7 protein-coding genes are annotated in these 8,605 nt (G+C 38.7%); 6 read left to right on the top strand and 1 reads right to left on the bottom strand.

Going from position 1 to position 8,605, the window contains the following annotated elements; translation table 11 throughout:
* Positions 1-128 precede the first annotated feature (128 nt).
* Complete coding sequence (locus PVE40_RS11890; RefSeq protein WP_274732165.1) at positions 129-740, bottom strand: AGE family epimerase/isomerase; 612 nt, start codon at positions 738-740, stop codon at positions 129-131.
* 135 nt (positions 741-875) lie between these two features.
* Between PVE40_RS11890 and PVE40_RS11885 the strand changes: the two genes are divergently transcribed.
* The 6 genes from PVE40_RS11885 (at position 876) to PVE40_RS11860 (ending at position 8,368) form a co-directional block, all read left to right on the top strand.
* Entirely contained in the window at positions 876-1,808 is a 933-nt protein-coding gene (locus PVE40_RS11885) for a glycoside hydrolase family 113 (protein ID WP_274732163.1), read from the top strand.
* Between the two features lie 77 nt (positions 1,809-1,885).
* Entirely contained in the window at positions 1,886-2,794 is a 909-nt protein-coding gene (locus tag PVE40_RS11880) for an aldo/keto reductase (RefSeq protein ID WP_338033483.1), read from the top strand.
* A gap of 21 nt (positions 2,795-2,815) precedes the next feature.
* On the top strand, positions 2,816-5,203 hold the full coding sequence (locus PVE40_RS11875; protein WP_420828534.1) for an alpha-galactosidase: 2,388 nt from the start codon (positions 2,816-2,818) through the stop codon (positions 5,201-5,203).
* 27 nt (positions 5,204-5,230) lie between these two features.
* Positions 5,231-6,646 (top strand): glycoside hydrolase family 1 protein, encoded by a 1,416-nt coding sequence (locus tag PVE40_RS11870; protein ID WP_274732161.1) that lies wholly within the window; start codon positions 5,231-5,233, stop codon positions 6,644-6,646.
* 102 nt (positions 6,647-6,748) lie between these two features.
* Positions 6,749-7,465, top strand: a complete 717-nt coding sequence (locus PVE40_RS11865) for a GntR family transcriptional regulator (RefSeq protein WP_274732160.1) — start codon at positions 6,749-6,751, stop codon at positions 7,463-7,465.
* Positions 7,466-7,486: 21 nt separating this feature from the next.
* Positions 7,487-8,368, top strand: a complete 882-nt coding sequence (locus PVE40_RS11860; RefSeq protein WP_274732159.1) for an ROK family protein — start codon at positions 7,487-7,489, stop codon at positions 8,366-8,368.
* The last annotated feature ends 237 nt before the right edge of the window (positions 8,369-8,605 follow it).

Below are 8,605 nucleotides of genomic sequence, written 5' to 3'. Positions count from 1 at the left end.
TTGATACTTACAACCAAAAATTCCTAGGTCGCAGTCATAAAGGTTTCCAACAGGCCGAAGGCGAGCTCGAACAAATGCTGAGTCAACCGATGGAGAATTAGAAACAATCTACAGTAGGGAAGAACCATTTACACAAAATTATTGACGCTCCCGCGATAAAGGTTCGTATATGCTTCTAGTAAATGCAAGTGCGTATTCATTGTAAAAGCCAACTGTGGATGATTACTGCTGATTTGGCTATCTTTTTTAGGATTCCATTCGCGGGTAAATTCTTCGAGGTATCCCTTATGTTTTTCATCATAAGCTTTTTCTTCTACCAGTCGGTACAATTGCACAGCATGCTCCATAGCTTCTGTCGAATTTGAAATTTCAGCGTACTCACTTAGTCCATAGATACAAAAACTTTGTGCATATGTATGTTTTAACGTTTCAAGTGCTGTTCCAGTTGCGTCGACTTGCCAGTATGCCCCGCCATGAGTATGGTCTAAGATGGAAGTTGTTAAGAATGTATATGCATGGTTAGCAGCCTCCATTAAGTCCGTTTCGCCTAAAAAACGATAGCTTCGCGAAAATGTCCATAAAAATCTTCCCGCCATTACTCCCCCTTTTGGAGCAAAAACGTCAACATTTCTATCTGCCGTATACCTTCCGTAAAAACCACCCGCCGGATCTTTTTGAGTGAGCCAAAATGGTAATATCTTTTGTTTTAATTGATTTTGAAAAGCTAATTTAGTTAACATATGAAACTCCTTTTTTCTTATTTATTTCTGGTTCTTGTCTTTACAAGAAGAATAAAATGAGGCATAATTATGATAACGTTTACATTATAAATATATACTTTTGTTTTCAAAAAGTCAATATCTAAGGAGGGTAAAATGGAATTTATTAAAGGAGTAACATTTGGCTACATGAGTAAAAGAGGCGAGTGGGAATACCCGCAAACTTTTGAGTCTTTGCAATTATTAAAAGAACGATGTTCCATCAATACGGTCATCCTACCAATCGTAGTGGAACAAGACACGATTCACTCAGAAGAAATTAACTGGCAAGCAGATTCTGTTCTTTCTGACAAAGAAGTAATCAAAATGATTGAATACATCCATAAAATGGACTTAAGGGTAATCTTAAAACCTATGTTAAATGTGTCTGATGGAACATGGCGCGCGCACATCAACTTCTTTGATTATGATGTACCTTGTGAGCCCAAGTGGTCTGCATGGTTTGCTAACTATAAAGAATTTGTCAATCATTATGCAAACATTGCTGAACAAACAAAGTGCGAAATGTTTGTGATTGGCTGTGAAATGGTTAACAGCGATCGTAGGGAAACAGAATGGCGCAACGTAATTCAAGAAGTGCGATTGAGGTATAGTGGGCTCATTACTTATAACTGTGATAAATATCAAGAAGATCGTTTAACTTGGTGGGACGCAGTTGATGTGATTTCTTCATCTGGTTACTATCCAATTGGAACATGGCCGAAACAGTTAGACCGGATTCAAAAAGTCGTTGAACGAGAAGCGAAGCCATTTTTCTTCTGCGAGGTAGGATGTGCTAGCCGAACGGGTGCCAAATTCTTACCAAACGACTGGGCTTTAGAAGGGAAGCCTAATTTAAAAGAACAAGAAGATTGGTATCAAGATATGTTTGCCCATACCAGTCAAAGGTCATGGGTAAGCGGCTATGGGTTATGGGATTGGAAAGCACATTTGTATGCCCTCGAAAAAGTTGAAGAAGATATGGACTATGCCTTATATGGGAAGCCAGCTGAACGAGTTGTTAAACATAATTTTTCAAAAATACCTTAACATTTGAACGATAACAGCTAAGGAGCGAAAAGAATGGAGTATCGCCATTTAGGACAGAGCGGACTGAAGTTTCTACTATATCATTAGGCCTTTGGAATAACTTTGGAAACATCAAACAATATAGTACACAAAAAGAAGTTGTGGAGCATGCATTCTCATCCGGCGTGACCTACTTTGACTTGGCTAATACGTATGGGCCCCCAGTAGGTAGCGCAGAAATGAACTTTGGGAAAATTTTCAAAGAAAGTTTAAGAACACACCGGCATGAGATGGTAATTGCAACGAAGGCAGGAAACGATATGTGGGCCGGACCTTACGGTAATGGTGGTTCACGTAAACATCTAATGACTAGTATTGATCAGTCATTAGAACGGATGGGGTTAAGAGAAGTGGATATTTTTTATTCCCATCGTCCAGATAATGAAACACCTTTTATAGAGACAGCAGACGCCTTGGCTCAAATTATACAGACTGGGAAAGCTCTCTATATTGGTCTTTCCAACTACGATGCGGAACAAACCAAAACAATGACACAACTCTTAGAAGAGCGGCGCGTACCGATTATTGTTCATCAACCCTCCTATAATATGTTTAATTATTGGGCAGAGACAACCTTGTTCCCAACCTTAAAAGAACTGAAACTAAATGCTGCAGTATACAGTCCCTTAGCACAAGGATTGCTTACAAACCGTTATTTGGATGGTATACCGACTGACTCACGTGCAGCAGGTACAGTGAATCCATGGCTGACAAAAGAGCAAGTTAATCAATCATTGGAAAAAATAAAAAACTTGAATAAAATAGCACAGTCTAGAAACCAAACACTTTCCCAAATGGCACTGGCATGGAATTTGAAAGATGAAGTAGTTGCTACAAATATCATTGGAGTAAGCCGAGTATCACAACTAGAAGATAACTTGGGAGCTGTAGCGTCTATATCATTTAGCACGGAAGAAATAGAACAAATTGAAAAGGCTATTAAATAAAGGAGGGTTTACGTGGCAACTTTGATTTATGTGAACGAAAAAGAGCAAACATTCCATTTAACGAATGGGAAAATCAGTTATATTTTTCGGGTAATGGAAAGAACGAACATTTTAGAACAGCTTTATTATGGAAAAGCGATCCGAATTCAAGATTCATCAGTTTATTTGATTGAAAGAGACGCCCATCCGTTTAATACGCAATTTGAAGGAAATCATCCATCCATAAAGGAGCAAGGAGAGCAGGAGATATCTGTTTACGGTAAAGGTGATTTCAGTGATTCACCAATGGAAGAGAATCATTATAAACAAGATGATATTCCGCAATTCGCATATTTAATTGAAAGGGAAGTTCGTCCTTCCAATAATCAATTTGAAGGGGACTATACCTCTTCGTTAGAACATGTTAAGCAAGAAATGCCCGTATATGGCACCACTGATTTCCGTTATCCAGCTTTAGAAGTGAAGTACTCAGACGGGGCACAAATTTCTCAATTTGAGTACGTGGATTATACGATACAGAAAGGAAAAACAGTTGAAAAAGGGTTACCATCCACATTTGCTAAAGAGGAGGAAGCAGAAACTCTCGTTATTCAACTGAAAGATCGCTACTCTGAATTAAATTTGCAATTATTTTATACCATTTTTAAGAATCAATCCGTTATAGTCCGCAGTTCGAGAATGGAAAACACAGGGACCGAGGCATTATCAATAGAGCAACTAATGAGTATGAATGTGGACTTTCCAGATGCAGATTATGAAATGATTCATCTACATGGTGCATGGGCTCGGGAAACTCATGTACAACGGAATCCTTTATTAACGGGTGTTCAACATGTTAGCAGCACGAGAGGGGCGAGCAGTCATGTTCATAATCCGTTTCTAGGACTAGTCCGACCCGAAACCACAGAGGCACAAGGAGAGGCATTTGGTTTTAGCTTAATCTATAGTGGTAATTTTCTCGCCCAAGTAGAGGTTGACAGCTATCAAGTAACACGCGTCATGCTGGGAATTAATCCTTTCCAATTCTCATGGAATTTAACAGCTGGTGAGAGTTTTCAAACACCTGAAGCAGTAATGGTATTCAGTGATCAAGGTATGAATGGGATGAGCCAAGCGTTTCATTCCTTCTATTTAAACCACTTAATCAATCCAAGATGGGCCAAAGAGCCAAGACCAATATTGATTAATAACTGGGAAGCGACCTACTTCAATTTTACTGAAGAAAAAATAATGGAAATTGTTCGTGAAGCCCAAAATTTAGGAGTAGAACTATTTGTCTTAGATGATGGTTGGTTCGGTCAGCGAGACGATGATTCTACCTCATTAGGTAATTGGACGGTTGATGAGAGAAAACTACCAAATGGTATACAAAATCTCGTGAGGAAGGTGCATGAGGAAGGCATGAAGTTGGGTCTCTGGTTTGAGCCAGAGATGATTTCAAAAGGAACACCTCTTTATGAAGCTCATCCTGAATGGGTAATTGGTGATCCCAAAAAACGAATCTCACATGGCCGGAATCAGTTTATTTTGGACTTTTCTAGACCAGCAGTAGTGGAAGCTATTTTCCAACAAATGGATGCAATCTTAGAAGGAAGCGGTATTGACTATGTAAAGTGGGACATGAATCGCTATATTTCCGAAGCATTTTCAAGTAATTTACCAAAGGAACAGCAAGGAGAATTATTTCACCGCTATATTTTAGGAGTGTACGATTTGTATGAAAAGATTCTGGCAAAGTATCCGGATTTATTAATTGAATCTTGTGCTGGTGGGGGAGGTCGCTTTGATCCAGGATTGTTATATTATGCACCTCAAACGTGGGCTAGCGATGATACAGATGCAGTAGAAAGATTGAAAATACAATATGGTGCGTCCTTGGTTTATCCACTCTCATCGATTGGTGCGCATGTTTCTGCTGTTCCTAACCATCAAGTAGGAAGGGTTACGTCTCTAAAAATGCGAGGAGATGTAGCAAGATTTGGAACTTTTGGCTATGAACTTGATCCTACCCAACTAACTGAAGATGAGAAAATAGAAATTCGTGAACAAATATCACAGGTAAAAGAGCAACAACAGCTTCTACTTCAAGGTGATTTCTACCGACTAAAAAGTCCTTTTGAAGGAAATGACACGGCTTGGATGGTTGTTTCAAAGGACAAAAAAGAAGCACTTGTTGGTTACTATCGAATCTTAGCAGGACCAAATCCTCCTTATAAACGAATTAAATTACAAGGATTGGCAGAAGATAAAGCATACCATATAGGAGGGATTACTCGATATGGAAATGATTTAATGAACGTCGGTATTCTTCTAAGTAAAAATTTCACTGGACGTGCCCATGAATATTGGGCTCAGAAAAAAGAGGGCGATTTCTTTAGTCTGCTCTATCATTTGAAAGCAGATGAATAAAAATAAAATTGTAAGGATGATCGATAAATGAAAATTGAGTTTCCAAAAAATTTTTGGTGGGGAGCAGCAACATCTGGCCCACAAAGTGAAGGACGCTTTAATAAACAGCATGCAAACGTATTTGATTACTGGTATGAAATAGAACCAGAAGACTTTTATAATCAGGTTGGTCCTGATGTTGCTTCAAACTTCTATAACAGTTTTCGTGAAGATATTGCTCTGATGAAAGAAGTTGGATTGAATACAGTTCGCACCTCCATCCAATGGACCCGATTAATTGATGATTTAGAGATGGGTACATTAAATGAAGATGGCGTTCGTTTCTATAACGATGTTATTAATGAGTTTTTAAAATATGATATTAAACCTGTTATCAACCTATGCCACTTTGATTTACCTGTTGAACTACAGCATAAGTATGGGGGCTGGGAATCAAAGCATGTAGTTAACCTTTTTGTAAAATTCGCTGAACGCTGCTTTCAATTATTTAGTGACCGAGTAGAAGACTGGTTTACATTTAATGAGCCTATGGTAATCGTAGATGGAGCATATTTATATCAGTTCCACTATCCAAAAATCGTAGATGGTAAAAAGGCTGTGCAAGTAGCCTACAATATTAACCTCGCTTCAGCAAAAGCAATTGCCGCTTTTAGAAAAACAAACAAAAATCCAGATGGCCGAATTGGGATTATCTTAAACCTGACACCATCCTATCCTGCCACAAACAGTAAAGAGGATGGAGCAGCAGCACATTTCGCTAATCTTTGGTCAAATGGTCTATTCTTAAACCCTTCTATTAAAGGAAATTTTGATGAGGAACTCGTGTCGATACTGGATAAAGATGGTGTTTTATGGCAGGCGACCGAAGAAGAGCTGCTGCTGATTCAAGAGAATACAATCGATGTATTAGGCGTAAATTTCTATCACCCACACCGAGTCAAACAACCATCTATTTCGCCAAATAGTTTAACGGTAGATTGGATGCCAAATAAATATTACAATCATTATGACATGCCAGGGCGCCGTATGAATGTGGATAAAGGATGGGAAATTTATCCACAAGCTTTATATGATATTGCCATTAACATTCGCGATAATTATGGCAATATTCCATGGTTTGTTTCAGAAAATGGGATGGGTGTTTCTAGAGAAGAACGCTATCTGGATGATGAAAATATGATTCAAGATGATTATCGAATCCAATTTATATCTGAACATCTTTTCTGGTTGAAAAAAGGAATCGATAATGGATCTAACTGTTTTGGCTATCATTTATGGACACCAATCGATTGTTGGTCATGGAAGAATGCATATCGAAACCGTTATGGCTTCATCTCTAATGACATTCATACACAGGTGAAGACCATTAAGAAATCAGGATATTGGTTTAAGGGAGTTGCTGAAAAAAATACACTAGAGTTAGCGGATAACTTTGCAGAATAAATACAGTGATAAATATAGGATTCTTGTATAGGTATATACTTTATTGTATAATCTTCTTAATTAAGAGATGCGAAGAGCTAAGCGACTAGAGGAGATTAATCTATGCAAAAGAAATACGTAATGATTTCGAATGACATTCGCAATAAAATTTTAGAAGGAGTATATTCGGCAAATGATCAGCTTCCTTTCGAAAAAGATCTCTGTGTACTCTATGATGCTAGTAAGATGACAGTAAAAAAAGCGTTAGATATTTTAGTAACGGAAGGGTTAATTATCAAGCGTCGTGGATCAGGAACTTTTGTAAAAGACATAGGTCCGGAGGAATCAAAGCGATTAATTATGGCGAATCAATTCCGTGGAACGACTGCTTCGAATCCAGACAAGAAAATTACGAGTGAGGTATTAGAATTTTCGGTCATTAAAGCTCCGGAAGAAGTTTGTAAGCAATTGAATGTAGAAGCAGATTGTTTTGTCTATGATATTTATCGGTTGCGTTATATGGACGGAGAACCTTTTGTTATCGAACGTATTTATATGCCGATTGATGTCATCCTTTCTTTGAAGGAAAAACACATAATGGAATCAATTTATGAATATATTGAAGAAGATCTTTCCTTGTCAATTCAAAGTGCGCACAGAACTGTCTCAATTCGAAAAGCCACAGAGTTTGAAACCGAAAAGTTAAAGATGAATCCTGGCGATCCGGTAGGAATCGCAGAACAAGTAGGATACTTGAATACGGGAATCACGTTTGAGTATTCTATTTCCGTTCATCATTATAATAAGTTTGCAGTTCAACTAGTTTTGACGAGAGACTAATTAGAATGTGAAGGTGAAGAAATGGTCTTGGCGGTATTTGATATTGGCGGAACCGCAGTGAAGTATGGTGTCTGGGATGAAGAAAAAATTTATTTACAAAATAAATTTTCTACCCCGAGTACATGGATAGAAATGAAGGAAGAAATCACAAGAGTTTTTCAATGGATGGAAGAAACGACTGGGAAGAAAATGGAAGGGGCGGCATTCAGTTGTCCAGGAGCTGTTCATGCAGAAGAGGGCATCATATATGGATTTAGTGCGGTTCCGTATGTCCATCATTTTCCAATCAGGGCTGAGTTGGAACAACTTCTCGGTGTTCCTGTATCAATTGAAAATGATGCAAATTGTGCCGCGCTAGCTGAAGTGTTTCATGGTGCAGCAGCTGATGTAGAGAATGCCCTTTTTATTATTATTGGATCGGGTATCGGCGGAGCTGTTATCTTGAACCGAGAACTAGTGAAAGGACGCAACATTTTTGGTGGAGAATTCGGCTTCATGCTATTGGAAGAAGACCATACATTTAGTGATTTAGCAAGCCCAGTTCGGGTTGCCTCTCGCTATGCGGAAGAAGTGGGTCTGCCACCTGGATCAGTTAGTGGGTTGGAGATGTTTCAGAACGCGGAAAATCAAGATTCTATTGCGTTAAAATATGTAGAGGGATTGAAGAGCAGTTTGGCGAGAGGAATTCAAGTCCTGCTCGTTTCATTTAATCCAGATAAGGTAATCATTGGCGGAGCCATATCAACTCGTCATGATTTGATTAATGAAGTTTCCGCCCAGATTAAACAGCAGCTGATTCGGGTAAACGCAACAGATGTGGAGTATGACATTGTCCCTTGTCACTATCATAATGATGCAAATTTAGTTGGTGCCGTGGTGGCATTTGAACAGCAACGACAATAGAAAGCATAGAAAACCACCAACTTGCTAAGGTTGGTGGTTCTTTTTAATGTAGCAACTTTGATTCAAAAGGATGGAACGTTTATAGCTGGTTTTTACGGTTCTATGTCAAATAGTGTTGGTGGACCAAATGAAAGTCAAAGCGAAGACTAACTCGCTTTGGCTTTTTCTTTTTCTTCTTGTCGGCGCTTTTCCTCCTTGTAATGGAGTGCCTTCGGCTCAAATTGGCTCGCAGTCAGG

The sequence above is a fragment of the Jeotgalibaca caeni genome, assembly GCF_028863945.1.
GTDB classification, from domain to species: domain Bacteria; phylum Bacillota; class Bacilli; order Lactobacillales; family Aerococcaceae; genus Jeotgalibaca; species Jeotgalibaca caeni.
Note: the sequence above shows the minus strand (reverse complement) of the source record. Positions and strands in the feature narration are given on the sequence as shown.

Bases quoted from the DNA above. Each gene is read 5' to 3' on its own strand.
- PVE40_RS11890 (WP_274732165.1), bottom strand. From the start codon at position 740: ATGTTAACTAAATTAGCTTTTCAAAATCAATTAAAACAAAAGATATTA.
- PVE40_RS11885 (WP_274732163.1), top strand. From the start codon at position 876: ATGGAATTTATTAAAGGAGTAACATTTGGCTACATGAGTAAAAGAGGC.
- PVE40_RS11870 (WP_274732161.1), top strand. From the start codon at position 5,231: ATGAAAATTGAGTTTCCAAAAAATTTTTGGTGGGGAGCAGCAACATCT.
- PVE40_RS11865 (WP_274732160.1), top strand. From the start codon at position 6,749: ATGCAAAAGAAATACGTAATGATTTCGAATGACATTCGCAATAAAATT.
- PVE40_RS11860 (WP_274732159.1), top strand. From the start codon at position 7,487: ATGGTCTTGGCGGTATTTGATATTGGCGGAACCGCAGTGAAGTATGGT.